Source organism: Salmonella sp. SAL03688 (assembly GCF_046551895.1).
GTDB lineage: Bacteria > Pseudomonadota > Gammaproteobacteria > Enterobacterales > Enterobacteriaceae > Salmonella > Salmonella enterica.
Map to the genome: position 1 here is coordinate 1 of NZ_JBGDVI010000011.1, position 22,547 is coordinate 22,547.

Below are 22,547 nucleotides of genomic sequence, written 5' to 3' on the forward strand. Positions count from 1 at the left end.
ATGTTTTAACAAATCAAAAGGGGTTTTAATAACTGGCTTAAAGCTGAAAGCTTTCCGGAACCCCCAGCCTAGCTGGGGGTTTTCCATAGACAAAAAAAATCCTGGCGCAGGGCCAGGATTTTAAGAGATCGCTATAATTAGCGGCGATTACCAAAAATACGCAGTAACATCAGGAACAGGTTGATAAAGTCCAGGTACAGCGTTAACGCGCCGAGAATCGAATATTTACGCAGATTAGCGCTATCGCGGGTATCTATTTGCTCGCCGATATTTTTCAGTTTCTGCGTGTCATAGGCGGTCAGACCGACAAACACCACCACCCCGATATAGGTTACCGCCCACATCAGCGCTTCACTCTTCAGCCAGAAATTGACCAGCGACGCCAGAACGATACCAATAAGCGCCATAAACAGCATATTGCCGAAACCGCTAAGATCGCGTTTAGTGGTGTACCCGTACAGGCTCATGGCGCCAAACATTCCCCCCGTCACCACAAACGTGCTGGCGATAGAGGAGTAGGTGTAAACGATAAAAATACTGGATAACGTCAATCCGGTTAGCGCCGAATAGAGCATAAACAGCGTCGTCGCCATTCCGGCGCTAAGTTTATGCACCAGTCCCGACAGAACAAACACCAGCGCAAGCTGGGCAATAATTAAGCCAAAGAAGGTGATCTTACTGGAAAAGACAAACATCATGACGGCTGGCGTATTAGCCGCATACCACGCGATAAACGCGGTCAGTAACAGTCCGACCGTCATCCAGCCATACACTTGCGCCATATAGGTCTGCAGGCCGGATCGCGCCTGCACTATTGAATCAGATCGTGGAAATCTGTCCATGATGAACTCCTGTGTGGAAATGATACCCTAAAGCGTATCACATTCTGCTACCAACGTTTCGCCGACTGCTGGTCGCTGTCGCGCGCTTCGACCCAGCGATCGCCTTCCGGCGTGGCTTCACGCTTCCAGAACGGCGCACGGGTTTTCAGATAATCCATAATGAACTGACCGGCGTCGAACGCGCTACTGCGGTGCGCGCTGGTGACGCCGACAAACACAATCTCATCGCCCGGCCATAATTCGCCAACGCGATGAATCACCGTGACCCGCCCCAGCGGCCAGCGGGAACGCGCCTTTGCGACGATCTCCGCCAGAGCTTTCTCAGTCATGCCGGGATAATGCTCCAGCGTCAGCGCCTTAACGCTATCGCCCAGGTTATGATTGCGCACTTTTCCGGTAAAGGTGACGACCGCGCCGTCTTCGTCGCGCGCCGCCAGCCAGGAATATTCCTCCCCGACGCTAAACGGCGCAGGGCCGACTACAATTCGCGTTTCGTGCATGTTAGCCCCCCGTGACTGGCGGGAAAAACGCCACTTCATCGCCCGCCGTCAGCGGATGGTCAAAACTGACCAGCGTCTGGTTGACCGCCGCCAACAGCTTGCCGTCTTCCAGCGCCAGCGCCCAACGATCGCTCTTTGTCGCCAGATGCTGTCGCAGCGACTCAACGGTGGAAAAATCTGCTGGAAGATCCAGCGCGTCAGTTCCTGTAAGCTCGCGAACCTGGGCGAAGAAAAGCACCTTAATCATGCGCATCCACCTTAAAATCCCCCGATTTGCCGCCGCTTTTCGCCAGCAGGCGCACCGGACCAATTACCATATCTTTTTGTACCGCTTTGCACATGTCGTAGATGGTTAACGCCGCGACGGACGCCGCGGTTAACGCTTCCATTTCGACGCCGGTTTTACCGGTCAGACGGCACAGAGACTCAATACGCACGCGGTTATGCTCCGGCTCGGCCTGAAGCTGAATCTCCACTTTACTTAGCAGTAGCGGGTGGCACAGCGGGATCAGCTCCCAGGTGCGTTTGGCGGCCTGAATACCGGCAATTCGGGCGGTGGCGAAAACATCGCCCTTGTGGTGTTTGCCATCAACAATCATCGCCAGCGTTTCACTACGCATGGTAACGAATGCTTCCGCCCGCGCTTCACGAACGGTTTCCGCTTTAGCGGAAACGTCCACCATGTGCGCTTCGCCTGCGGCGTTTATATGGGTTAATTGCGACATCGTTATTTCTTTAAATGAGGGTGAAAATTACATGGGCGTGTACGGGCATCCAGCTGCGGCGCAATGATATTCTCCCATGCGGTTCTGCACGCTTTTGTGGAGCCCGGCATGGCGAAAATCAAGGTGTTATTCGCCACGCCAGCTACCGCGCGCGACTGCAGAGTTGCGGTGCCGATCTCTTCAAACGAGAGCATGCGAAACACTTCGCCAAATCCTTCCACTTCACGATCGAACAGCGGCAACAGCGCTTCCGGCGCCTGATCGCCTTCGGTCAAACCGGTCCCACCAGTTATCAATACGACCTGCACCTCATCACTGGCGATCCAGGCGGAAACCTGGGCGCGAATCGCGTAACGGTTCTCTTTAACGATGGCTTTCGCCACCACTTCATGCCCGGCCTCCTGCGCCGAATCACGCAGATAATGACCGGAGGTGTCGTCTTCTTCGCCGCGTCGGCTGGAAACAGTAAGAATAGCGATGCGGGTCGGGATAAATTCAGCGCTGACCTGACTCATCTGAAATCTCCTTATTAAGGATTAACCGCCAATGTAAGATAAATTTTGCGTAATACCAGTATTGCTCTGGTGAAGGAAATGGGTCTGCTTTTTCTCCCGCAACGCGTCGGAAATACGTTCCTCAAGCGCGTATTGCTGCGCGTCATCCTGTAACAGGTCGCGTAAACTCACGCCGCCGTCGCCAAACAGACATAAATGCAGCTTACCGACGGACGAAACACGCAGGCGGTTACAGGTGGCGCAGAAATCTTTTTCGTACGGCATAATGAGACCGATCTCACCGGCGTAATCGGGATGACAAAAAACCTGCGCCGGGCCATCGCTACGCTGGCGGAGCTGGTGGATCCAACCGCGCTTAATCAGCTCGTCGCGTAATACCTGACCCGAAATATGATGTTTGCGGAAGAGATCGCTCCCCTCGCCCGTCTCCATAAGTTCAATGAAGCGTAGCTGAATGGGGCGAGGCTGAATCCAGGCAAGGAAGGTATCCAACTGATGGTGATTTACGTCGCGCATCAGCACGGTGTTGACTTTCACCTTTTCGAAACCGGCGTCAAAGGCGGCATCAATGCCCGCCATCACCTGGCGGAATTTGTCCTGACCGGTAATCGCATGGAACTGACGCGCATCCAGGCTATCTACGCTAACATTGACGCCCGTCAGCCCCGCTTCGCGCCAGTTCGCGGCATCGCGCGCCAGTCGATAACCGTTAGTGGTCACCGCGATCTGGCGAATAGCATCATTTTCACCCACGGCGGCAATGATGTCGGTAAAATCGCGGCGTAATGAAGGCTCGCCGCCGGTAAGACGCACCTTCTCCGTGCCAAGACTGGCAAAAGCGCGCGTAACGCGACGAATTTCATCGACGGTAAGGAAACCGTTGTTAGTGACGCCGCCAGGTTTGTAGCCATCCGGCAGGCAGTAGGTGCAACGAAAGTTACACACATCGGTAATCGACAAACGCAAGTAGTAAAACTTACGCGCGAAAGCATCGGTAAGTTGTGAAGCCATGTACACCTTTCCAAATACGGGAGGCGGAGTCATTTCTTCCTGCGCCCTGGTGGCAAACGTTAAACGTTGTCACGGCCAAAGCACCATATCAAAAATGACCCAGGTGCAGAGGCTAGAGTGTTTACTGTGGTTACGCCGATACTAGCGTGTAAATGACAATTTCGCCATCACGCTTTCGCTATATAAACATATACATAGCGATATGATCGTGCTATTTAGCGACAGAATACGTGAAAATCACACTTTTACATTGATATATATCATTTAGCCGTGGTAACGCCCTCGCTATAAAGGGGTAGTCGGGAATAATTAATTGTCTTTTAGCCGGTCGGCTAATTGCTGAAAACCCGCGACTTGCGCTACTGTAGCGCTGCTTATTTGACTTCAGGAATTTTTATGCGCAATCGTACGCTGGCTGACCTTGATCGTGTCGTTGCCCTCGGCGGAGGGCATGGATTAGGACGCGTCCTCTCCTCGCTTTCTTCATTAGGTTCGCGCCTGACCGGCATTGTGACTACCACAGATAACGGGGGGTCAACTGGCCGTATTCGCCGCTCGGAAGGCGGGATCGCCTGGGGCGATATGCGCAACTGTCTGAATCAGTTAATTACCGAACCCAGCGTCGCATCCGCTATGTTTGAGTACCGTTTTGGCGGTAATGGCGAACTTTCTGGTCATAACCTCGGAAATTTGATGTTAAAGGCGTTAGATCACCTGAGCGTGCGGCCTCTGGAAGCGATTAATTTAATTCGTAATCTGCTTAAAGTGGACGCGCAGCTGATCCCGATGTCGGAGCTACCGGTAGATCTGATGGCGATTGACGATCAGGGGCATGAGATTTATGGCGAGGTGAATATCGATCAGTTAGCGACTCCGCCGCAGGAGATCATGTTAACGCCAAACGTTCCGGCGACGCGGGAAGCGGTACAGGCCATTAATGACGCGGATCTGATTCTGATTGGCCCTGGCAGTTTTTATACCAGCCTGATGCCTTGCCTGCTGCTGGATGAACTGGCGCAGGCGCTGCGGCGCACCCCGGCGCCAATGGTGTATATCGGCAATCTGGGCCGCGAACTGAGTCTGCCCGCCGCCAGTTTAACGCTGGTCGATAAGCTGGCGATGATGGAGCAATATATTGGCAAAAAGGTTATTGACGCGGTGGTGGTTGGACCGCAAGTTGACGTCAGTGCGGTGAACGATCGGCTGGTGATTCAGGCAGTGCTGGAGGCCAGCGATATCCCCTATCGCCACGATCGTCAGTTATTACACAATGCGCTGGAAAAAGCGCTACAGGCGTTGGGTTAAGCCCGTTTACCGACGACGCTGCGCTTATCAGAAGCCTGTTTACACCGAAGGGTAAACAGGCTCTCTCCCCCTTCTGATAAACTGCGTTCAGCTATCGCCAGTAGGCGCTCATGAGCGAGCTCAACTCTTTTTTCAGCAATATATTCTCCATGATCTCAGTAAAGAGGGTCTGATTGATCTCTTCCATTATTTTTATCCCAATAGCACGCTCTGCATCCATCTGTACCTCAGTAGTACGCTCTGCGTCAGAGTCGTCTGCTATTCTTAAATCTTCCAGTTCAGCATTGACCCGGCTCTGATACTCATCCGTTTCAATACACTCATCCCTTTTAGCCATCCTTTCACGCCACTCTTCTGGCGCTATACGCTCCAGCACTTTATGCCACGGCCCCCACAGCGCAAACCATTTGTGAAACTCCCTATTTTCAGCCATTTTTATCCTTATTTCCGCCTCGTCCAGGTCAGACTCAGTGATACCCGAAACGTTATAAAATCGCATATCCTGGGTCATTGTTGTCAGCGACAGCGACTCTCGTAACTGATTCTGAAAACCCAGGTATACTTCGACTTCGTCAATAAAAAACAGCCGTTTTACCTTTTCTCTGGCGAGCGATTCTATTTGCTCCAGCCGAAAAATTTCACGCCCCGCCATAATCAGTTCCGCTAAGTGGCTATCAAAGGCGCCTCTTTCAGCATCATGAACCAACGTCGCTTCCTGCATTTGGTGGTATGCCAGTGTGACCCGATCTTCACAGCTTATCGTTGCATCCATCGCTATAATAAATGCGGTTTCTCTTAGTGTGCTATCATCAGCCAGGCGCATTAGCCAGGCGGAGACTTGTTCCTTAAAATCCGGGTGTCGGGTGTTCTGCGTATCGCTAAGACGATCCAGAAACATGCTGAAAGCCGCCGCGTTTGCCTCTGCCTCAAACGCCCGCCATTGGTTGACGTCTTCCTCCTCGAGATTGGTTAGCCACCCCTGGACAGCTTGATGCAGTGGTCGAGTTACCCGAACAATTGAAAAGTCGCCCATGGCAAAAAATACCTGGGGTCCCTGATAACCCGCAGAGGACATTAGCCGCTGCATATTCTGTATTGTTCGTTCTGAAAAAGGATTATGTTCTACGATTATTCTTGTAGGTTGAGGTCCTTCACCACGAAAACGGGGTAACGACTCCGGGAGACGGACCAGGCGATTGCGAGAGGCCTGCATTATTTGTAATGCCGCCGGGAGGTTTTCCGGTAGATTACTCAATGCGTTACGGGAAACGTCCAGCGTTGTTATCGTGGGAGGTAGTGTTTCAGGCAGAACAGTAATCTGATTTTTACTTACATCCAGGACCTGTAATTCTGGTGGTAACGATGCGGGCAGACTGGTTAAGGCATTTTCGCCGGCCTCCAGAGTCTTCAGGCCCGGCGGCAATGTTTCAGGCAAAGCGGTTAACGAATTACTCTGCACATTCAAATGGGTAATCCCTGACGGAAGATGTGCTGGCAGTGTCCTTATGCGGTTATCATAAACGCTCAGGTACCGAAGTTCCTCAGGTAGATTTTCAGGTAAGCAACTAATTTTATTATGGAAAAGATCCAGCGATTGAAGCGCTGAAGGCAAACGTTCCGGCAATTCAGTAATACGGTTAATGCTCAGCTCCATTTTCTGTATGGTATCCGGTAACGTGGCAGGGATACTGGTTAGCTGATTACTTCTGGCATACAGGATCTTTATATTTCCCTGTAAATTTTCCGGCAAACTTTTCAGTTCATTGTTATCGAGTATCAAAGTAGTTATCTGCTCAGGAATACAGGCGGGTATAGTGGTAAGTCCTAATATTTTCAGACGGAGTTCCGTCTTATTATTTTTCAGGCAGTCACGCATCCGTTGTACGGCTTTTTCACGATTTGCTGCCTCTTCCGCTGGCGCCGCTTTTACCCACTCAGACCAGATTAACTCATAATTCACAGTATCTTTGGAGCCGGAAGCGCTACTCGCCTGCTCGCTTTCTGTCACACGGGTATAGGTGACTGACTTCCCCCCTCCCTCAACGGTATAACCCTCTGTATTAAAAACTATAGACAGAATTTCCTGACTATTTTCACTCAAAATACAGTATTGGTCTGCCCCTCCTCTACTATACTGAATATTATCCGCATACGCCGGGAAAGCTAACATCCTTAAACATTCAAACTTGCTTTTGATCTCTTCTGGCGAGGCGGTTTCAGGTGGATGACAAAGATAAGCGATGCAGCTTTGTGCTTCAACCTGATGTTCTGAAGAGAAAAAGGCACTTATTTTATTCCATATCTCTTCTTTTAAAGGCACCTCTGTTGATGCCTCATTGCTAATACTTTGATGCCTTGCCGTAGATTGTATATTAGTAATATTAAACATATTTTCCCTACCTGATCTGAACGTAACCTAAAGTAACAGATAAGGATATTCTCAATTTTAAACAAGAGGCCATAGTCGTCATTATTTCGGACAAATCATTCAGTATTTGCAGCGCTTGACTTATAAATGCTCGCGCTTCCATCACCTCTTTTTTAAGTAGAATGATGTAATCTGTTGCCATGACACGCTTTCAACGAACTCACATAAGATTAAAATGACGATCATGAGGATAGCTATACCGATAATACGGGGCGTTTTTTTTCATAGCCGAGGAGAGAGGGAAAATTAGCGTTGGGTTCAGCCTCAACGCTAATTTTCTTCAGTTGTGATTAAACTAGCTACCCCATTGATGTTTTGACTTTTTCGACAATCTCGTTAGTCAAAGCCTGTCACTGTTTTTCATTCCTGACTGACTTAGCCCTGACTATTGCACTGAAATTCTCAAAAGCGAGCCATGGTAACGATGACTCGCTGGCGATCGACACATTGTCAGGACGCCGCGATAAACAACTCGCGTAACTGGTGCAACTGGTCGCGAATTTGCGCGGCTTCTTCAAACTCCAGATTTTGCGCGTGCTGCATCATTTGCCCTTCCAGTTCATGAATTTTCTGCTGCAACGCTTTCGGCGTCATATCCAGTTCGACAATTCCGGCTTTTGCCGTAGAACGGCCCTTGCCTTTCCCCTTCGCTTTGGTTTTCGCAATGTTCTGCCCCAGCGCCAGGATGTCGACCACTTTTTTGTTCAGCCCCTGCGGAGTGATACCGTGCTCTTCGTTGTACTTCTGCTGCTTCTCGCGACGTCGCTCGGTTTCGCCAATCGCCTTCGCCATCGACGGCGTGATTTTATCGCCATACAGAATCGCTTTACCGTTAACGTTACGCGCCGCGCGTCCTATGGTCTGAATCAGGGAGCGCTCGGAGCGCAGGAAGCCCTCTTTATCGGCGTCCAGAATCGCCACCAGCGAGACTTCCGGCATATCCAGCCCTTCGCGCAGCAGGTTAATCCCTACCAGAACGTCAAACTCGCCCAGACGCAAATCGCGGATGATTTCCATGCGCTCCACGGTATCAATATCTGAGTGCAGGTAACGCACGCGCTCGCCGTGCTCTTCCAGATATTCGGTCAAATCTTCCGCCATCCGTTTGGTGAGCGTAGTGACAAGGACACGCTCATTAATGGCCGCACGCTGACGAATTTCGGACAGCAGATCGTCCACCTGGGTCGCCACCGGACGCACTTCAATAATCGGGTCCAGCAGCCCGGTCGGTCGCACGACCTGATCCACAACCTCATCACCAGATTTTTCCAGCTCATAGTTGCCGGGCGTGGCGGAAACATAGATAGTTTGCGGCGCTAAGGCTTCAAACTCCTCAAACTTCAGCGGACGGTTATCCAGCGCCGAAGGCAGACGGAAGCCATACTCGACCAGCGTCTCTTTGCGCGCCCGGTCGCCGCGGTACATGCCGCCTATCTGCGGGATGGTGACATGAGACTCATCCACCACCAGCAGTCCGTCGGCGGGCAGATAATCGAACAAGGTTGGCGGCGGTTCGCCCGGCCCGCGGCCCGACAGAAAGCGGGAATAGTTTTCAATGCCTGAGCAGTAGCCCAGCTCGTTCATCATCTCTAAATCGAACTGCGTGCGCTGGCTTAATCGCTGCTCTTCAAGCAGCTTATTATTTGCCAGCAAGACCTTACGCCTGTCCGCCAGCTCATCTTTTATCTCTTCCATCGCCTGCAGAATACGCTCGCGCGGCGTCACGTAGTGCGTTTTGGGATAGATAGTATAACGTGGCACCGTTGACTCTACCTGCCCGGTTAACGGGTCGAACAGCGACAGGCGTTCCACTTCTTCATCAAACAGCTCAACGCGTAGCGCGATGTCGTCAGATTCAGCCGGGAAGATGTCGATCACTTCGCCGCGCACGCGAAAGGTACCACGCTGAAAAGCTTGATCGTTACGGGTGTATTGCAATTCCGCCAGCCGACGCAAAATCGCGCGCTGGTCAATCAGCATTCCCACCGTCAGATGCAGCATCATTTTCAGGTAGAGATCCGGATCGCCCAGACCGTAAATCGCGGACACGGAAGCCACCACCACGACATCGCGTCGCTCAAGCAACGCTTTCGTTGCCGACAACCGCATTTGCTCAATATGTTCGTTTACCGAAGCGTCTTTTTCGATAAACGTATCCGAACTTGGCACATACGCTTCCGGCTGATAGTAGTCATAGTAGGAGACGAAATACTCCACCGCGTTTTCCGGGAAAAACTCTTTCATTTCGCCGTAGAGCTGCGCCGCCAGGGTTTTATTGGGCGCAAGCACCATCGTTGGCCGCTGCAAGTCCGCAATGACATTGGCAATGGTGAATGTCTTCCCGGAGCCGGTCACGCCCAATAACGTCTGATGCGCCAGCCCGTCCTCCAGCCCCTCTTCCAGACGACGTATAGCGTCCGGCTGATCGCCAGAAGGTTTAAAAGCGGAATTCAGTTTGAACGGTTTACTCATGAGCGGCTACCTGAAGGAGTGAGCGGGCAGGGGTGTAATTTTACTCTCGACGGTGAATATTGCCAATAAAAAATACTGGATGAAAAAACAGTAACACTCCAGTGTATAATGGCTATCGGCAGATACCCCACGCTATTTAGAGGTAAAACATAGACAGTCGCGGGGTAAAATTCCAGCAGTGTGCTGGTTATCCCCAGACCAGAGTCTTTTTTAACATTTGTCAAGTCGGATGATGAAAGTTTTATGTCAACGTATCCCCCTTCCTTTACAACCATTGATTTTATATAACTTGCTGTCTGAAAAGGGATATTTTCTCAAGCCGTCTTTCGCGCCAATTTAGTCGCAGGCCGCGTCGCCTCTCGCTTACGTTGTGTTTTCTAACTCTAATACACAAGGTTATCCACAGGAATAGTGGATAACTGCTTCCAGCCCGTATCCCCTGCCGCCTGGCAAAATCAGCCCTTGACGTTTTCGCCGGGCGATAAAAAAAAATTATCGCTATTTTTGGCAGATTATTGGCTAACGAGAAGGGAAAAATTGAGGCGTAGACGCTCACATTTTGCACATTTTCAGCATGGCGACGTCAGGAGGGTCTGGCGAAAGAGCAGCAGGATCGTCAGATCCTGCAAGAAGGCGGTTTTTAAGCGCGGTCAGGCGCGTTCCAGGGGGCTAAGGTCCAGATACTGTCCTGTCGCCGCCTGCGATGGAGAAACGCCCAGCCACGGGATTTCCCCTAACAGCGGGGCCGGTATGACGCGGCGAAGCGTCGCGAGATATTCACCATGACGCGCGCCCGGCGGCTGTATGTCGTTGGCTATCCATCCGACAAGTGGTAATCCGGCCTGTTCTACCGCCAGCGCCGTCAGCATGGCGTGATTAATACAGCCCAGCTTGACGCCAACAACCAGAATCACCGGCAGCTGTTCCGTCTGTACCCAGTCGGCAAACGTCAGCGTGGCAGAGAGCGGTGTAAACCAGCCGCCCGCCCCTTCTGTCAACACCCAGTCTGCCTGCGACTCCAGCGTTCGCAATCCGCGTGATAATACCGCCGCGTCTATCGCCCGGCCTTCGTCGGCGCTAACGATGTGGGGAGAGGTAGGCTCGGCAAAAGTATAAGGATTGATAGCGGAATAAGGTTGCGGCAGGCTGCTGTTACGCTGCAAGGCCAGGGCATCGCTATTGCGTAGCCCGTCGGTTGTCATTTCGCTGCCGGAAGCGACGGGCTTATAGCCTACGGTTTGATAACCTAACTGCGTTGCGGCCTGCAATAAGGCGCAACTGGCGACCGTTTTACCGACTTCAGTATCAGTACCGGTCACAAAATAGCGTTTAGTCACGTTCAATCACTCCCATAAAAAGGTGGTACGTCAGCGGATATTTCCCCTGCCGCTGCGGCCATGCCAGTTGAATCTGTCTAAGCCGGGCGCGGGTTAATACATCCGTCTCCCGCCCTTCATGAAGATGGGTGGCGCCAATGCCTTTGAGCGAACGCATCGCGCTCAGGGCATCCTCAAACCACAATGTCATCGCCTGAGTATGACGAGACGCCCGCCAGCCGCGTAGCGCGTGGTCAATGGCCTCTTCCGGCAAAAAGCTATTCGCGTGAGCGCGATTATCGACGGCCTGCCATGCCTGACGCAGCTCCGGCAACGACCCCTGGCACAAGGTGGTAAACGCCACCACGCCGCCGGGCCGTACAACCCGATACAACTCGCTCAACGCATCGCGTAAATCGCCGCACCACTGGACCGCCAGGTTGCTCCAGGCCAGGTCAAAAACTTCGGCGTCATGGGGAATCGCTTCGATATCCGCCAGCAAATAGTGATGCGCCGCCTGACGATCGCGAGCCTGTTGCAGCATCGGCAGCGAAAGATCCAGGGCGGTCACTTCGCTCCCCCGCTCTCGCCAGTAACGACTCATACGTCCGGGGCCGCAGCCTGCGTCCAACACACTGGCAAACTGGCGGCCTGTCAACAGCGTCAGCAGCGCATCCGCGCTGTGTTGCTGCAAAGAGGCGTGCTGTTCATATTGCGATGCGGCCCGGCCAAACGCCGCCGCAATAGCCTGCTTATTCACCTGCGCCATGCAGCACCTCCAGCAGACGGTCTATATCGCACGCTTCATGCGCCTGCGTTAACGTTAAGCGCAGGCGCGCCGTACCGACAGGCACCGTCGGCGGACGAATCGCCGTCGCCCAGCATCCTTGTTGACGCAGCGCCTCCGCCAGGCGCAATGCACGGCTGTTATCGCCCACGATTAACGGCTGGATGGCGCTATGGGCATTCAGTAGCGTAAATCGGGACGCGTTAACGCCGGCCCGAAAGCGCTGAACCAGAGCGGCGAGTTTTTCGCGCCGTTCACGACCTTCATCGCTACGGATCACCGCCAGCGAGGCGCTTAACGCCTGCGCCTGGGCGGGCGGCATACTGGTGCTGTAAACCAGATGACGAGCAAATTGCAGCAGATAATCTGCGACGCTTTCCGAGCAGAGCACCGCTGCGCCGCTGACGCCAAACCCCTTACCGAAAGTCACCACCAGCAACTCAGGCTTCACCCCCCGTTGCCAGCAGGTGCCCCTCCCCTCATCGCCAGTCACGCCGATGCCGTGCGCATCATCAACCAACAGCCAGGCATGATGCCTGCGGGCAATGTGCTGGATTTCCGCCAGCGGCGCGCTGTCGCCGTCCATGCTGTATACACCTTCTGTCACCACCAGTTGCTGACCCACGCAGGGCGATTGCAGTAAACGCGACAGATGCTGCGTATCGTTATGGATAAAGCGGCGAAGCTGCGCCGGACTCAGATTGGCGGCCTCCAGCAGGGAAGCATGACTCAACCTGTCGGCCACAATCCGGTCATTTTTTTTCATTAAGGCGGTAATGACCGCCTGATTCGCCGCAAAGCCAGAGATAAACAGTAGCGCGCGCGGATATCCTAACCATTGCGCCAGTTCCTCCTCTAACGCCCGGTGCGCCACGGAATAACCGCTGATATGACCCGACCCGCCGCTGCCGACGCCAAAACGCGTCGCTGCCTGTTGCCAGGCGCGAATAATCTGCGGGTGTTGACTTAAGCCGAGGTAATCATTGCTGGAGAAGTTAAGATACTGTCGCCCGTTCGCTACCAGCCAGCGTCCGGCGCCCTGCGACACCACATAGCGGCGGCGCAACGTATCCGTCGCCCGACGCGCCGTCAGCGCATCGTCGACGCGTTGTTGCCAACTCATAAGGCTGCCGCGTTGTAATAATCATCGGTGTCAGGCGTCATCAGCGTCTGCTCCAGACGTTGCTGCTGCTCGTTATCGCCCGCCAGCACCCTGGTCTGCTGCGGATTCAGCCCCAGCTTACGGAATAACTGCAGATCCTTGTCCTCTGCCGGATTTGGCGTAGTTAACAATTTGCAGCCATAGAAAATCGAGTTCGCCCCGGCCATAAAGCACATCGCCTGGGTCTGCTCGTTCATCTGTTCACGTCCTGCGGAAAGACGCACGTATGAGGTCGGCATCATGATGCGCGCTACGGCGATAGTACGAATAAAATCAAACGCATCCACGTCATCGTTATCCGCAAGCGGCGTGCCTTTTACCTTCACCAGCATGTTGATTGGCACGCTTTCCGGCGGCGTCGGCAGGTTCGCCAACTGCAACAACAGTCCGGCGCGATCGGTAACCGTTTCGCCCAGACCCACAATGCCGCCGGAGCACACTTTAATCCCTGCTTCACGGACTTTTTCCAGCGTGTCGAGGCGCTCCTGATAGGTACGGGTAGTGATGATATTGCCGTAAAACTCCGGCGAGGTATCGAGGTTGTGGTTGTAGTAATCCAGCCCGGCGTTAGCCAGACGCTGCGCCTGGCTCTCGTTCAACATGCCGAGCGTCATACAGGTTTCCAGCCCCATCGCTTTGACGCCCTGTACAATCTGCTCCAGATAAGGCATATCGCGTTCATGCGGATTCTTCCAGGCCGCTCCCATACAGAAGCGGGTCGAACCGGCGTTTTTCGCTTTACGGGCGGAGTCCAGTACCTGCTCTACCTCCATTAAACGCTCGGCTTCCAGCCCGGTTTTATAGCGCGAGCTCTGCGGGCAGTATTTACAATCCTCCGGGCAGGCGCCGGTTTTGATCGACAGCAGCGTACTAACCTGTACCTGCTGCGGATCGAAATGCTGGCGATGAATTTGCTGCGCTTCAAACAGCAATTCCAGCAGTGGTTTTTCAAATAATTCGGTTACTTGCGACAGTGTCCAGCGTGGGTGGCGAGCCATCGGGCTTCTCCAAAATATGTTGTTTGTTTTTGATATGGTGTAGACTCGTAAACCTAAATCTTTTTAATTTGGTTTACAAGTCGATTATGACAACGGACGATCTAGCCTTCGATAAACGCCATATTTGGCATCCTTACACTTCCATGACCTCGCCGCTGCCGGTATATCCCGTTGAGCGGGCCGAAGGCTGCGAGCTGGTTCTCGCCTCGGGCGAACGCCTGATTGAGGGGATGTCCTCCTGGTGGGCGGCCATTCATGGTTATAACCACCCGCAATTGAATGCGGCGATGAAAGCGCAAATTGACGCCATGTCGCATGTCATGTTCGGCGGCATAACCCATCAACCTGCGGTGAATCTGTGCCGTAAGCTGGTCGCGATAACGCCTGAACCGCTGGAGTGTGTCTTTCTGGCCGACTCCGGTTCGGTGTCGGTGGAAGTGGCCATGAAGATGGCGCTGCAATACTGGCAGGCGCGGGGCGAATCGCGTCAGCGTTTTCTGACGTTTCGCCACGGTTATCATGGCGACACGTTCGGCGCGATGTCGGTGTGCGATCCGGATAACTCCATGCACAGCTTGTGGAAAGGCTATCTGCCGGAGAATCTGTTCGCGCCGGCGCCGCAAAGCCGGATGGATGGCGAATGGGATGAAAGCGACATCGCGCCATTTGCCCGCCTGATGGCCGCGCATCGCCATGAAATAGCCGCCGTGATTCTGGAACCTATCGTTCAGGGCGCGGGCGGGATGCGCATATATCATCCACAATGGCTCAGGCGTATTCGTAACATGTGCGATCGCGAAGGCATTCTGCTGATTGCCGATGAAATAGCCACCGGGTTTGGCCGTACCGGCAAACTGTTCGCCTGCGAGCACGCCGGGATCGCGCCGGATATTCTGTGTCTCGGCAAAGCCTTAACCGGCGGCACCATGACCCTCTCGGCAACGCTCACGACACGCCAGGTTGCAGAGACTATTAGCAACGGCGAGGCGGGGTGTTTTATGCATGGCCCGACGTTTATGGGGAATCCGCTGGCCTGCGCCGTCGCCTGCGCCAGCCTGACGCTGCTGGAAAGCGGCGAATGGCGTCAGCAGGTGGCGTCTATCGAGTCTCAGTTACGCGCTGAGTTAGCCCCCGCGCAAGGTTCGCCCTGGGTGGCGGATGTGCGGGTGTTGGGCGCGATTGGGGTGGTTGAAACCACGCATCCGGTCAATATGGCGGCGCTTCAACGCTTCTTCGTCGGGCAAGGCGTCTGGATCAGGCCGTTCGGCAAGCTAATCTACCTGATGCCGCCCTACATTATTCGTCCGGATCAACTGCGCCGTTTGACCCAGGCGGTCAATGACGCGGTACACAATGAAACATTTTTTAGCCATTAATCAGCGGTAAGCGATGCTGCTTCTGGCTACACTTCTGGTGAGTCAAAAGGAGAGCGCATGAAACTTATCAGCAACGATTTGCGCGATGGAGATAAACTTCCTCATCGCCACGTTTTTAACGGTATGGGCTATGATGGCGATAATATTTCGCCGCATCTGGCCTGGGACGACGTGCCGATGGGCACCAAAAGTTTTGTCGTGACCTGTTACGATCCCGACGCGCCGACCGGCTCCGGCTGGTGGCACTGGGTGGTGGTGAACCTCCCGGCGGATACGCGCGTACTGACCCAGGGGTTCGGCTCAGGCCTGGTGGCCGTACCAGACGGCGTCATTCAGACGCGTACCGATTTCGGTAAAGCGGGCTACGGCGGCGCGGCGCCGCCTAAAGGGGAAACGCACCGCTATATCTTTACGGTTCACGCGCTGGACGTCGAGCGTCTTGACGTTGATGAAGACGCCAGCGGCGCGATGGTCGGCTTTAACGTGCATTTCCATTCGCTCGCCAGCGCCTCGATCACGGCGATGTTCAGTTAAACGCTGTGCCGGATGGCGGCGTAAACGTCTTACCCTACCAACGGGTTGGGTAAGCCGAATAAGCGCCGCGCCATCCGGCAGCATTCACATAAAGTCCGGCACCAGACGCTGTAACGCGCCTTGCGCCAGCAGCGCCGTCGCACACTCAATATCGGGCGCGAAAAAACGATCCTGCGTATAGTGCGCCACCCGCTCGCGCAGTGTCTGCCGCGCCTGTTCCAGTAACGGGCTGGAGGTTAACCCTTCCCGTAAATCTATCCCCTGACAGGCCGCCAGCCACTCCACGGCAATGATGCCGCGGGTATTCGCCGCCATTTCCCAGAGTCGCCGCCCTGCCGCCGGGGCCATTGAGACATGATCTTCCTGATTCGCCGAGGTCGGCAGGCTATCCACGCTGTGCGGGTGCGCCAGCGCTTTATTCTCGCTGGCGAGCGCCGCGGCGGTGACCTGGGCAATCATAAAACCGGAATTAACGCCGCCATTTTTCACCAGGAACGGCGGTAACTGCGACATATGTTTATCCATCATCAGCGCGATGCGCCGCTCCGATAGCGCGCCGATTTCCGCTATCGCCAGCGCCAGATTATCCGCCGCCATGGCAACCGGTTCAGCATGGAAGTTACCGCCGGAGATCACCTCCCCCGCATCGGCAAAGACCAGCGGATTATCGGACACCGCGTTGGCCTCAGCCAGCAGTACCTCTTTCGTCTGACGTAACTGGGTCAGACAAGCGCCCATTACCTGCGGCTGGCAGCGAAGGGAATACGGGTCCTGAACTTTATGACAGTGGTGATGTGATTCAGCAATAGCACTGGTATCGGTCAACAGATGCCGGAACAACCGCGCGGCGTCAATTTGCCCCTGTTGTCCGCGCGCGGCATGAATGCGCGCATCAAAAGGACGGCGCGATCCCAGTACGGCTTCGGTAGTCAGCGCGCCGCAGACAACGGCGGAGGCAAATAACTCCTGTGCCTCAAACAAACCGCGCAGCGCGAAGGCCGTTGACGCCTGGGTGCCGTTAAGCAGCGCCAGCCCCTCTTTGGCCGCCAGCGCGACAGGCTCCAGTCCGGCCTTTTTTAGCGCCGTCTGCGCCGGAAGCCATTCACCCTGCCAACGCGCTTTTCCTTCGCCAAGCAGCGTCAGCGACAGATGCGCCAGCGGCGCTAAGTCGCCCGACGCGCCAACCGAGCCTTTTGCCGGAATCAGCGGATACACGCCGGCATTCACCAGAGCGATGAGCGCTTCTATCACGCTCAGCCGAATCCCGGAAAACCCGCGCGCCAGGCTATTGATTTTCAATACCATAATCAGACGCACCATCGCGTCATCCAGTGGGTCGCCTACGCCCGCGGCGTGAGACAGCACCAACGATCGCTGTAGATTTTGCAAGTCTTCATCAGCGATGCGCGTCTGCGCCAGCAGGCCGAAACCGGTGTTGATGCCGTAGGCGGTACGCCCTTCGGCAACGATATCATTGACGCACGCGACACTGGCGTTAATACCGTCAATGGCGCTGGCGTCCAGCCGAAGCTGTACCGGATGACGCCAGACATCGTACAGTTGAGAGAGGCTTAACTGCCCCGGAGTGAGTGTCATGGTGTTCATATCAGCCTTTCCCCTGCGTCGCCGCAACCATCGGTAAATTCAGACCTTGCTCAACAGCGCATTCCACCGCGAGATCATATCCGGCATCGGCATGGCGCATGACGCCCGTCGCCGGATCGTTGTGTAACACGCGGCGAATACGCGCGGCGGCCTCGTCAGTGCCATCACAGACAATCACCATACCGGCGTGTTGCGAAAAACCCACCCCCACCCCGCCGCCATGATGGAGCGATACCCATGTCGCCCCGCTGGCGGTATTCAGCAAGGCATTTAACAGCGGCCAGTCGGAAACCGCGTCGGAACCGTCGCGCATCGCTTCGGTTTCACGGTTAGGGCTGGCGACAGAACCGGAATCCAGGTGATCGCGACCAATCACAATGGGCGCGGATACCTCGCCGCAACGCACCATTTCGTTGAACGCCAGCCCCAGTTTTTGCCGCCACTCCAGGCCTACCCAGCAGATACGCGCCGGTAGCCCCTGAAAATGAATGCGCTCGCGCGCCATATCCAGCCAGTGATGCAGATGTTTATCCTCAGCCACTATCTCTTTGACTTTGGCATCGGTTTTATAGATATCCTGCGGATCGCCGGACAGCGCCACCCAGCGAAACGGCCCGATGCCACGACAGAACAGCGGACGAATATAGGCTGGCACAAATCCCGGAAAATCAAAGGCGTTTTCCACCCCCATCTCTTTCGCCATCTGACGAATATTGTTGCCATAGTCAAAGGTCGGCACGCCCATTTTACTGAACGCCAGCATCGCCCGAACATGCGCCGCCATGGAACGTTTCGCTGCCTGCATCGTCCCGTGGGGATCGGATTGCGCGTTTTTCTGATACTCCTCCCAGCGCCAGCCGGAGGGTAAATAGCCATGTAGCGGATCGTGGGCGCTGGTCTGATCGGTCACCAGGTCCGGGCGCACGCCGCGATTAACCAGTTCCGGCAGGATATCCGCCGCGTTCGCGCACAGGGCGACGGACACGGCTTTCCCCTCGCGGGTGTAGCGCGTAATGCGGGCCAGCGCGTCATCCAGCGTGGCGGCCTGCTCATCCACGTAACGAGTACGCAGACGAAAATCGATCCGGCTTTGCTGGCATTCAATCGTCAGCGAACACGCTCCGGCCAGCGTCGCGGCTAGCGGTTGCGCGCCGCCCATGCCGCCCAGCCCGGCAGTCAGCACCCAGCGTCCCGCCAGCGTGCCGTTATAGTGCTGACGCCCCGCCTCGACAAAGGTTTCGTATGTTCCCTGCACGATTCCCTGGCTGCCGATATAGATCCAGCTTCCGGCCGTCATTTGACCGTACATCGCCAGCCCTTTCGCATCCAGTTCGTTAAAGTGTTCCCATGTCGCCCAGTGGGGAACCAGGTTGGAGTTGGCGATTAATACCCGCGGCGCGTTGTCGTGCGTTTTAAATACGCCGACCGGTTTGCCAGACTGAATAAGCAACGTTTCGTCCGCCTCCAGCCTGGTGAGCGCATCAACAATAGCGTCATAGCATTCCCAGTTGCGCGCGGCGCGACCAATCCCGCCGTAGACCACCAGCTCATGCGGATTTTCCGCCACGTCAGGATCGAGATTATTCATTAACATCCGCAGCGGGGCTTCTGTCAGCCAGCTTTTCGCCGTTAATACCGTGCCTCTGGGCGCGCGGATAGTCTGCTGACGATACTTGCTTTCAGGCATAGCAATGACTCCTCATTATTATCGGTCTGCCATCGCCAAATAACGCTAAAACGCCACTATCAGGCACCGCCGCAGACCCACAGATAAGAATCAGACATATACTTGTCTATACAAGTAAGTACAAGGATAGAATTAACAAAAATGATACAATTTTGTTATATTGTGTCAGCAATCACGTTTTCCGGCAGCGGCCCGCTCAGGAGATAAATCGTCCCTGTAGCCGGTAGCGCGACCCGGGGAAAAGTAAGCGGGCGTGAGAAACAATCCGCGACGCGGACCAGGTTGTACGACGAATGAGCAGACAAGGCTCATGCTCTTTGATAGTTAACCACGCGCACTCTTGCGCCGTGGCGCGCACCGCCTCCACAATATGTTCCCCTTCCGTTAACGGCGCGATCCGCGACAAATAAGCGTGCGGCGTGGTCTGACGGTAATCCTGCGTCAGGTAATCCACGGCAATATCCGCATTCACGCAGCGATCTTCAATTTGTACCGGCAGATCGTTTTCATAATGCACCATGATGGAATGGAAAATGACATCGCTCTCATTGACGTTGAGAGCGCTGGCCTGGATGGCGTTTGCCCGCACGCGCTCCAGCGTGAGCACCTCACAACAATGCTGATGACGGCGGGCGGCAATCTCCTCGGCGATACTGCGGACTTCAAACAGCGCGGACTGGCCTTTCGGTTCGGCGACAAACGTCCCCACGCCCTGTAAACGCACCAGCCACCCTTCATCCGTCAGCTCACGCAGCGCCCGGTTGATGGTCATTCGGCTAAAGCCATACTGGGCGACCAGTTCAGCTTCCGACGGAATGCGATCGTGCGGCTGCCAGACGCCGCCGGCTATTTTTTTACAGATGTCCTGTTTCACCGTTTCGTAAAAAGGCGCAGGCGCAGAACGGGAGCGGGATGAATACATGCGTGAAGCCTTCCTTATGCGGAGAGTGTTTTCCGGATGACAGATTAACGCCACCAGTGCGCGATTTGCCAGCCAAGCCGCGCCGCCACGCGCGCCGCTGCGCCATCTTCATCAAAGCGTGGATTAAATTCAACCAGATCCGCCGCCTGTAATTTTCCGCTGCGGCAAACCGGCTCAATTAAACGCAGAACCTGTATCAGCGGCACGCCCAGCGCTGCGGGAGCGGAGACGGCCGGCATTTCCCAGACAGGCAATACGTCGAGATCGATAGTCAGATAAATTTTATCCACCTTGTCGATAAACTGCGCCATCTGCGCCAGCGCGTCATGGCAGTCCAGATCCTCCACCACGGTAACATTCCGCCACTGCGCTTCCCGCCACAACGCCTGCGTATTCGCCGCACGGCTCACGCCGAAACAGGCATAATGAAACGCGCGGCTCTGCGCGTCGCATAGCTGCGCCAGTTGACGAAACGGCGTCCCGGATGTTGCCCGGTCGGTCTGACGGAGATCCAGATGCGCATCAAGATTAATGATCCCTACGCTTTCCTGCGCAAACGCGTCCAGCACCCCCGCGCCGTGTCCAAACGCGGTTTCATGCCCGCCGCCCAGTACCAGCGTGCGCATCCCGGCCCGCAGACAGCGGCTTACCGCATCGCGCAAGGCCTGCTGCGCGCCTTCCAGATCGGGCGTCGGCGCAACCCAATTGCCTAAATCCACCAGCCGTTCATGTCCCTGGTGGCTGGCCATATTCGCCAGCGCTTTACGCAACGCGTCCGGGCCGCCTGCCGCGCCGGGACGACCTGCATTGCGTTTTACCCCCTCGTCGCAGGCAAATCCCATTAACGCGATCTTTTGCTGCCAGTTTTCGGGGGAAAAGGTCTCGCTGCGCGTGACGGTCTGAAACAGACGCCGCGCATCCGGCGCTTCTATACTGTCATCGCGCCCCTGCCAGAGCGCCGGAGAAGCCGGATACCATTGCGTCATGAGATTTGTCCTCTGTATACCCGCTGATATAAAGGGTTACGCCCCGGCTCATACACAATCTCTACCGGCTGTTCAGCATCCCACACCACAAAATCTGCCCGGTAGCCGGCCCTGAGCTGCCCATGCGTCGCCTGTCTTCCCAGCGCGCGAGCGGCATGGCGCGTAACGCCCGCCCATGCCTCTTCCGGCGTCAGACCAAACTGTACGCAGGCCATATTCATCGCCAGATGCAAACTGCAAAACGGGCTGGTGCCGGGATTGAAATCGCTGGCGACAGCGACAGGCACCTGATAGCGGCGCAGCAGTTCCACCGGCGGGCGCTGCGTCTCGCGCAGAAAATAAAACGCGCCGGGCAACAACACGCCGACAGTACCGCCGTCACGCATCGCCGCGACGCCCGTTTCATCAAGATATTCGATATGATCCGCCGATAAACCCTGATAACGGCTCACCAACTGCGCGCCGCCCAACAGCGAAAGCTGCTCAACATGGCCTTTAACGGGAATACCTAACGCCTTCGCCGTCTGCAATACGCGCTCACTCTGCGCCACATTAAAGCCGACGCTCTCGCAAAAGAGGTCTACCACATCAAATAACCCTTTTTGCCAGAGCTGCGGAATCATCGTCTCGCAGACCAGAGTGATGTAGCCGTCCGGGTCGTCACGATACTCCGCTGGCGTAGCATGAGCGGCCAATAGCGTGGGGCTAATGTCGATAGCGTTTTCGGCGGCAAGTTTTGCAGCGACGCGCAACAGCTTTTCTTCTGTCGCCAGCTCCAGACCATAGCCGGATTTAATCTCCAGCAGCGTAACGCCTTCGCTGGCAAGGCGCATCATGCGTTCGCGCGCCAGCAGGTAGAGCGTCTCCTCCGCACAGGCGCGGGTTGCTGATACCGTCGCGTTAATGCCGCCGCCCTGAGCGCTAATATGCTGGTATGACGCGCCGTTAAGCCGCTGCTCCCACTCTGCGGCGCGGTTACCGGCAAACACCAGATGCGTGTGGCAATCGATAAGTCCCGGGGTTACCAGTCGTCCCTGCATATCATGGATATTGTCCCCACTGACAGGAAGCTGCGTCTCTGGCACGATATCGCAAATATGCCCTTCGCGTACAATCAGCGCCTGGTTATCCACCAGCCCGTACGGGGCTTGCCGCTGCGGGTCCATTGTCGCCAGCCTGATGTTTCGCCAGACAGTATCGCCCGGTAAAAGTTGCCGCATTCCTGTCGCTCTCTTGCCTGTCATGAGTTGTATAGACATTTATTTTCTTTCTGCTCCGGATTGTCAACTCAAAGCGCGAAAGTTGTTGCTTAATTGTGATAAAACTATCTGATGCTACAGGTGTTTCCAGCCTGAAAAGGAACTTTTTACCTTTTC

Annotated in this window: 21 protein-coding genes and 1 riboswitch; of the genes, 3 read left to right on the plus strand and 18 right to left on the minus strand. The window is 55.1% G+C overall.

From position 1 onward, the window contains the following. Positions 1-137 precede the first annotated feature (137 nt). From ACLJR2_RS12710 to moaA, 6 genes are all read right to left on the minus strand, one after another. A complete protein-coding gene (locus ACLJR2_RS12710; RefSeq protein ID WP_000373611.1) occupies positions 138-842 on the minus strand; it encodes a Bax inhibitor-1 family protein in 705 nt (234 codons plus the stop codon). Positions 843-889: 47 nt separating this feature from the next. Then, a complete protein-coding gene (gene moaE / locus ACLJR2_RS12715) occupies positions 890-1,342 on the minus strand; it encodes a molybdopterin synthase catalytic subunit MoaE (protein ID WP_000545204.1) in 453 nt (150 codons plus the stop codon). Between the two features lies 1 nt (position 1,343). Continuing rightward, positions 1,344-1,589 carry a molybdopterin synthase sulfur carrier subunit gene (gene moaD, locus ACLJR2_RS12720; protein WP_000598596.1) on the minus strand — a complete coding sequence of 82 codons (246 nt, stop codon included), beginning with the start codon at positions 1,587-1,589 and terminating at the stop codon, positions 1,344-1,346. Continuing rightward, positions 1,582-2,067 carry a cyclic pyranopterin monophosphate synthase MoaC gene (moaC, locus tag ACLJR2_RS12725; RefSeq protein WP_000080894.1) on the minus strand — a complete coding sequence of 162 codons (486 nt, stop codon included), beginning with the start codon at positions 2,065-2,067 and terminating at the stop codon, positions 1,582-1,584. Before moaC ends, moaD begins: the two co-directional genes overlap by 8 nt. A 2-nt stretch (positions 2,068-2,069) precedes the next feature. Next, positions 2,070-2,582 (minus strand): molybdenum cofactor biosynthesis protein B, encoded by a 513-nt coding sequence (moaB, locus tag ACLJR2_RS12730; protein WP_000084604.1) that lies wholly within the window; start codon positions 2,580-2,582, stop codon positions 2,070-2,072. A gap of 21 nt (positions 2,583-2,603) precedes the next feature. Beyond that, entirely contained in the window at positions 2,604-3,593 is a 990-nt protein-coding gene (moaA, locus tag ACLJR2_RS12735; RefSeq protein ID WP_000168180.1) for a GTP 3',8-cyclase MoaA, read from the minus strand. Continuing rightward, a riboswitch (molybdenum cofactor riboswitch) is annotated at positions 3,581-3,725 on the minus strand. Its footprint overlaps the gene before it by 13 nt. 264 nt (positions 3,726-3,989) lie before the next feature. Between moaA and yvcK the strand changes: the two genes are divergently transcribed. Beyond that, the gene (gene yvcK, locus ACLJR2_RS12740) at positions 3,990-4,898 is read left to right on the plus strand and encodes a uridine diphosphate-N-acetylglucosamine-binding protein YvcK (protein ID WP_001246030.1); all 909 of its coding nucleotides are present in this window, start codon (positions 3,990-3,992) and stop codon (positions 4,896-4,898) included. A 91-nt stretch (positions 4,899-4,989) separates the two neighbouring features. Here the strand turns inward: yvcK and slrP are convergent, their stop codons facing one another. The 7 genes from slrP to bioB all read right to left on the minus strand — a co-directional run bounded on the left by slrP (position 4,990) and on the right by bioB (position 14,061). Further along, positions 4,990-7,287, minus strand: coding sequence for an SPI-1 type III secretion system effector E3 ubiquitin transferase SlrP (gene slrP, locus ACLJR2_RS12745; protein WP_000482012.1), 2,298 nt, complete (start codon positions 7,285-7,287; stop codon positions 4,990-4,992). Positions 7,288-7,294: 7 nt separating this feature from the next. Further along, complete coding sequence (locus tag ACLJR2_RS12750; RefSeq protein ID WP_001539544.1) at positions 7,295-7,468, minus strand: hypothetical protein; 174 nt, start codon at positions 7,466-7,468, stop codon at positions 7,295-7,297. A 308-nt stretch (positions 7,469-7,776) separates the two neighbouring features. Next, complete coding sequence (gene uvrB, locus ACLJR2_RS12755; protein WP_000042502.1) at positions 7,777-9,798, minus strand: excinuclease ABC subunit UvrB; 2,022 nt, start codon at positions 9,796-9,798, stop codon at positions 7,777-7,779. Between the two features lie 650 nt (positions 9,799-10,448). Further along, positions 10,449-11,135 (minus strand): dethiobiotin synthase, encoded by a 687-nt coding sequence (bioD, locus tag ACLJR2_RS12760; protein WP_000167227.1) that lies wholly within the window; start codon positions 11,133-11,135, stop codon positions 10,449-10,451. Next, complete coding sequence (gene bioC, locus ACLJR2_RS12765) at positions 11,128-11,883, minus strand: malonyl-ACP O-methyltransferase BioC (protein WP_000079914.1); 756 nt, start codon at positions 11,881-11,883, stop codon at positions 11,128-11,130. The genes bioD and bioC overlap by 8 nt, the downstream gene beginning before the upstream one ends. Next, entirely contained in the window at positions 11,867-13,024 is a 1,158-nt protein-coding gene (gene bioF, locus ACLJR2_RS12770) for an 8-amino-7-oxononanoate synthase (RefSeq protein WP_000118950.1), read from the minus strand. Before bioF ends, bioC begins: the two co-directional genes overlap by 17 nt. Next, positions 13,021-14,061 carry a biotin synthase BioB gene (gene bioB, locus ACLJR2_RS12775; protein WP_000090727.1) on the minus strand — a complete coding sequence of 347 codons (1,041 nt, stop codon included), beginning with the start codon at positions 14,059-14,061 and terminating at the stop codon, positions 13,021-13,023. Before bioB ends, bioF begins: the two co-directional genes overlap by 4 nt. An 86-nt stretch (positions 14,062-14,147) precedes the next feature. On the opposite strand from bioB, the gene bioA reads away from it, so the two are divergent. Beyond that, entirely contained in the window at positions 14,148-15,437 is a 1,290-nt protein-coding gene (gene bioA, locus ACLJR2_RS12780) for an adenosylmethionine--8-amino-7-oxononanoate transaminase (protein ID WP_015632854.1), read from the plus strand. A 57-nt stretch (positions 15,438-15,494) separates the two neighbouring features. Further along, positions 15,495-15,971: a kinase inhibitor gene (locus ACLJR2_RS12785; RefSeq protein ID WP_000767403.1), complete on the plus strand. Its 477-nt coding sequence runs from the start codon at positions 15,495-15,497 to the stop codon at positions 15,969-15,971. 84 nt (positions 15,972-16,055) lie between these two features. Here the strand turns inward: ACLJR2_RS12785 and hutH are convergent, their stop codons facing one another. The 5 genes from hutH to hutI all read right to left on the minus strand — a co-directional run bounded on the left by hutH (position 16,056) and on the right by hutI (position 22,391). After that, the gene (hutH, locus tag ACLJR2_RS12790; protein WP_001095238.1) at positions 16,056-17,576 is read right to left on the minus strand and encodes a histidine ammonia-lyase; all 1,521 of its coding nucleotides are present in this window, start codon (positions 17,574-17,576) and stop codon (positions 16,056-16,058) included. A gap of 1 nt (position 17,577) precedes the next feature. Beyond that, complete coding sequence (gene hutU, locus ACLJR2_RS12795) at positions 17,578-19,263, minus strand: urocanate hydratase (RefSeq protein ID WP_001115211.1); 1,686 nt, start codon at positions 19,261-19,263, stop codon at positions 17,578-17,580. 196 nt (positions 19,264-19,459) lie between these two features. After that, positions 19,460-20,185, minus strand: a complete 726-nt coding sequence (locus ACLJR2_RS12800; protein ID WP_000287411.1) for a histidine utilization repressor — start codon at positions 20,183-20,185, stop codon at positions 19,460-19,462. A gap of 44 nt (positions 20,186-20,229) precedes the next feature. Continuing rightward, positions 20,230-21,171: a formimidoylglutamase gene (gene hutG / locus ACLJR2_RS12805; RefSeq protein ID WP_000195688.1), complete on the minus strand. Its 942-nt coding sequence runs from the start codon at positions 21,169-21,171 to the stop codon at positions 20,230-20,232. After that, entirely contained in the window at positions 21,168-22,391 is a 1,224-nt protein-coding gene (hutI, locus tag ACLJR2_RS12810; RefSeq protein WP_001249486.1) for an imidazolonepropionase, read from the minus strand. The genes hutG and hutI overlap by 4 nt, the downstream gene beginning before the upstream one ends. Positions 22,392-22,547: the final 156 nt, after the last annotated feature.

Excerpts from the sequence above, each read along its gene's own strand:
- bioF (WP_000118950.1), bottom strand. The coding sequence starts at position 13,024 with ATGAGTTGGCAACAACGCGTCGACGATGCGCTGACGGCGCGTCGGGCG.
- bioC (WP_000079914.1), bottom strand. The coding sequence starts at position 11,883 with ATGGCGCAGGTGAATAAGCAGGCTATTGCGGCGGCGTTTGGCCGGGCC.
- slrP (WP_000482012.1), bottom strand. The coding sequence starts at position 7,287 with ATGTTTAATATTACTAATATACAATCTACGGCAAGGCATCAAAGTATT.
- ACLJR2_RS12785 (WP_000767403.1), top strand. The coding sequence starts at position 15,495 with ATGAAACTTATCAGCAACGATTTGCGCGATGGAGATAAACTTCCTCAT.
- moaC (WP_000080894.1), bottom strand. The coding sequence starts at position 2,067 with ATGTCGCAATTAACCCATATAAACGCCGCAGGCGAAGCGCACATGGTG.
- ACLJR2_RS12750 (WP_001539544.1), bottom strand. The coding sequence starts at position 7,468 with ATGGCAACAGATTACATCATTCTACTTAAAAAAGAGGTGATGGAAGCG.
- ACLJR2_RS12800 (WP_000287411.1), bottom strand. The coding sequence starts at position 20,185 with ATGTATTCATCCCGCTCCCGTTCTGCGCCTGCGCCTTTTTACGAAACG.
- moaD (WP_000598596.1), bottom strand. The coding sequence starts at position 1,589 with ATGATTAAGGTGCTTTTCTTCGCCCAGGTTCGCGAGCTTACAGGAACT.
- hutG (WP_000195688.1), bottom strand. The coding sequence starts at position 21,171 with ATGACGCAATGGTATCCGGCTTCTCCGGCGCTCTGGCAGGGGCGCGAT.
- hutU (WP_001115211.1), bottom strand. The coding sequence starts at position 19,263 with ATGCCTGAAAGCAAGTATCGTCAGCAGACTATCCGCGCGCCCAGAGGC.
- hutI (WP_001249486.1), bottom strand. The coding sequence starts at position 22,391 with ATGCGGCAACTTTTACCGGGCGATACTGTCTGGCGAAACATCAGGCTG.
- moaB (WP_000084604.1), bottom strand. The coding sequence starts at position 2,582 with ATGAGTCAGGTCAGCGCTGAATTTATCCCGACCCGCATCGCTATTCTT.
- bioB (WP_000090727.1), bottom strand. The coding sequence starts at position 14,061 with ATGGCTCGCCACCCACGCTGGACACTGTCGCAAGTAACCGAATTATTT.
- hutH (WP_001095238.1), bottom strand. The coding sequence starts at position 17,576 with ATGAACACCATGACACTCACTCCGGGGCAGTTAAGCCTCTCTCAACTG.
- moaA (WP_000168180.1), bottom strand. The coding sequence starts at position 3,593 with ATGGCTTCACAACTTACCGATGCTTTCGCGCGTAAGTTTTACTACTTG.
- yvcK (WP_001246030.1), top strand. The coding sequence starts at position 3,990 with ATGCGCAATCGTACGCTGGCTGACCTTGATCGTGTCGTTGCCCTCGGC.
- bioA (WP_015632854.1), top strand. The coding sequence starts at position 14,148 with ATGACAACGGACGATCTAGCCTTCGATAAACGCCATATTTGGCATCCT.
- moaE (WP_000545204.1), bottom strand. The coding sequence starts at position 1,342 with ATGCACGAAACGCGAATTGTAGTCGGCCCTGCGCCGTTTAGCGTCGGG.
- uvrB (WP_000042502.1), bottom strand. The coding sequence starts at position 9,798 with ATGAGTAAACCGTTCAAACTGAATTCCGCTTTTAAACCTTCTGGCGAT.
- ACLJR2_RS12710 (WP_000373611.1), bottom strand. The coding sequence starts at position 842 with ATGGACAGATTTCCACGATCTGATTCAATAGTGCAGGCGCGATCCGGC.